The following is a 2668-nucleotide window of genomic DNA, read 5'->3' as shown; positions in this document are numbered from 1 at the left end:
GTGCGCTCCTCGACGTAGACGTTGACCTCGTCGATGGGCGGGGAGAAGTTCGCGGCGTTGTCGATGAGCTCCGCGAGCGGGTGCCGCCGGGCCGGCCGGTGCGGCGGGGAGGGCGGGGCCGGTGGCGGGCGCCTGGGCCTCCCGCGTGGTCCTGGAGGACCTGGCGGCCGGGACCGCGGCCGGGAAGGGGGCCTCGGCGCGCTGCTGTGCCAGCAGGTGCGGCGGCAGCAGGACCACCACACCGGTGCCGCCCCGGGAGGACGGCCGGTAGCTCACGGAGATGCCGTACTTGTGGGCCAGCAGCCCGACCACGGCCAGACCGAGCCGGGTGCCCTGGAGGTGGGCGAGGTCGGTCGAAGCACCGGAGACGGCCTTCTCCGCGCGGCGCATCGCGGCGTCGGACATGCGCAGTCCGCTGTCCTCGATGGTCACCACCAGGCCCGCGGTGCGCTCCTCGACGTAGACGTTGACCTCGTCGATGGGCGGGGAGAAGTTCGCGGCGTTGTCGATGAGCTCCGCGAGCAGGTGCATCACGCCCTCGGCGGCGAACCCGGCGATCGCGGTGGAGCTGGCGCAGTGCATGCGGACCCGCCGGTAGGCGGCGATGCGCCCCACCGCGCCGCGCAGGATGCTCTCCATGATGATCGGCTTGTTCCAGGCCCGGCTGGCGCGGCCGCCCATCAGCAGGGCCAGGCGGTCGGTGAGCAGTCCGACCTGCGAGGTGCTGTGGTCCAGCCTGAGCAGGTCGCCGAAGACCTCCTCGCCGTGCCGCTCCTGCATCTCGCGCAGGTCGGCCAGCATGCTCACAGCCGCCGCCTGCACCCGGCTGAGGGCCTTGGTGCCCGCCGTCCGGGCGGCGGCCGACCGCCGTTCGCTGGTCGCGTACTCCCGGATCACGAACTCCGTCAGGGCGGCCAGCCGCTCGTCGTCGGGGCGCGGCACCTTCGCCAGGGCCGTGCCCGCCGAGGCGCCGCCGCGCAGCCGCTCGAAGGTCCTGGGCAGGACGTTCGCCAGGAGGTCGTCCACCCCGTCCGCCAGCGCCTGTGCCCGCCGGACCGCCTCGTCCCGTCCGGCCTGCGCGGACAGCCGCTGCCCGGTGGCGGAGGAGATCTCGTGCGCGAAGACGTGGAGGACCCGCTGGAGCGGGAGGTCCTCCGGGACGGGCATCCCCGCCAGCGCCTCCTCCGGCCGGACGCCGGTCCGCAGCCGCTCGGCGACCGCCGGCAGGACGGAGTCGGCCAGATGGGCGGTGTGCGCCTGCCGGTAGTCGGACTGCCGGCGCATCGCCGTGTTCTCGGCCGCGGCGTCCGCGGAGGCGGTGGCCGTCCGCCGCAGGGTCAGGAAGACGGCGAGGGAGGCCGCGACGGCCAGGGCTCCGGCGACCGCGACCACGCCCAGCAGCCAGGGGCGCGTGCTCTCGGGGGCCGCGGCGGCGCCCGCCACTCCGCCTGCCACGAGCGCCGTCAGGCCGACGGCGAGTAAGGCGAGGGGCAGGCGTCCTCCGGGCACTCGGTGCTGGCCGGGGGCGGCAGGATCTGACATCGCGCAATCCCTGTGGCTGTGTGGGGGCGAGTGATGCGGTCGGAAGACAAAAGGCGGCCGAAAGCCCGCTGGAGAAAGGGAAGTTGCCTTCTCGTGCGATTGCCTTCGTCATAGTAACCATGCATCACACGGCGCGTGTGCCGAGCCGCTGAAGGAGAGGCCGGGGCTTCTTCCCCGAGCCGCCGGGCGGCCGGGCCCGTCCCCGGCCGCCCCCGTGACGCGGCCGGGGGTCTCCGTACCGGCCGGCCACTCGGGGACGGCGGCCGTCAGGACGGCGGCGGGGCGATCCGCTCCCCGTCACCGGACGGGGCCGCGGCGGGCGCCTCGATGCCGAGGGCGAGATAGCGGACGGTCTCCGTCTCGCGGCGGAACAGCCGGTACCACATGAAGAGCACGAAGCCCGCGAAGACGAACCACTGCGCGGTGTAGCCCAGGTTCTGGAACGCCTTCAGGTCGAGTCCCGTGCCCGTCGGCGCGACCGGCGGCACCGCCTCCATCGGCCCCTGCGCGCGCTGGACGGTGACCCACGCGTCGTACACGTCATAGGGCACCAGGTTGACCAGCGTGGCCGCGCTGATGATGCCGATCCGGCCCTGCGGCAGGGCGCCGCCGACGGCTCCCGGTGAGCTCTGGCTCTCGGGCGCCTGGAGCACCCCGGTGACGCTCACCTCGCCGGCCGGCGGCGCGGGCACCCGCGCGGGGTCGGCCTCGCCGGGCAGCCAGCCGCGTACGACGGGCAGGGCCCGGCCGTCGCCGGTGCGCAGCGGGGTCAGCACGTAGAAGCCCTCACGGTCGCCGAGGCGGCGGCCGGGTACCAGGAACTCGTGGGCCGCGTCGTAGCGGCCGGTGGCCCGGGCGGCCTGCCCGACGGTCTCCTGGGTGAGGGGCAGCAGGTCGTCCAGCTCCCCGGCGTCGGCCTCGGCGGTCTCCTCCGCCGAGCGCTCCTGCCGGGCCTGATGGGAGTCCACGCGGTCCTCGAATCGGCTGAGCTGCCAGCTCCCCATGAACAGGCACACGGGGATCGAGAGCAGCACGAAGAGGTTGATCACCCACCAGCGCGGGGTCAGCAGGAACCGGTACACGCCCTCAACGGTACGGGGCGCGGCGGGGGCGGCCCATCCGCCCC

1 protein-coding gene and 1 pseudogene are annotated in these 2668 nt (G+C 74.7%); both read right to left on the bottom strand.

Annotated features, from left to right (window positions below; all coding sequences use genetic code 11):
• A pseudogene (locus LJ221_RS18400) lies at positions 1-1332 on the bottom strand (ATP-binding protein); the annotation flags it as partial.
• Positions 1333-1808: 476 nt separating this feature from the next.
• Positions 1809-2668, bottom strand: an 860-nt coding sequence (locus LJ221_RS18395; RefSeq protein ID WP_374228495.1) for an SURF1 family protein, incomplete at its 5' end; no start/stop codon positions are given.

This window comes from Streptomyces sp. CNQ085, from assembly GCF_022614595.1.
In the GTDB taxonomy this organism is placed as follows: domain Bacteria; phylum Actinomycetota; class Actinomycetes; order Streptomycetales; family Streptomycetaceae; genus Streptomyces.
This window is presented reverse-complemented; position numbering and strand designations above follow the sequence as displayed.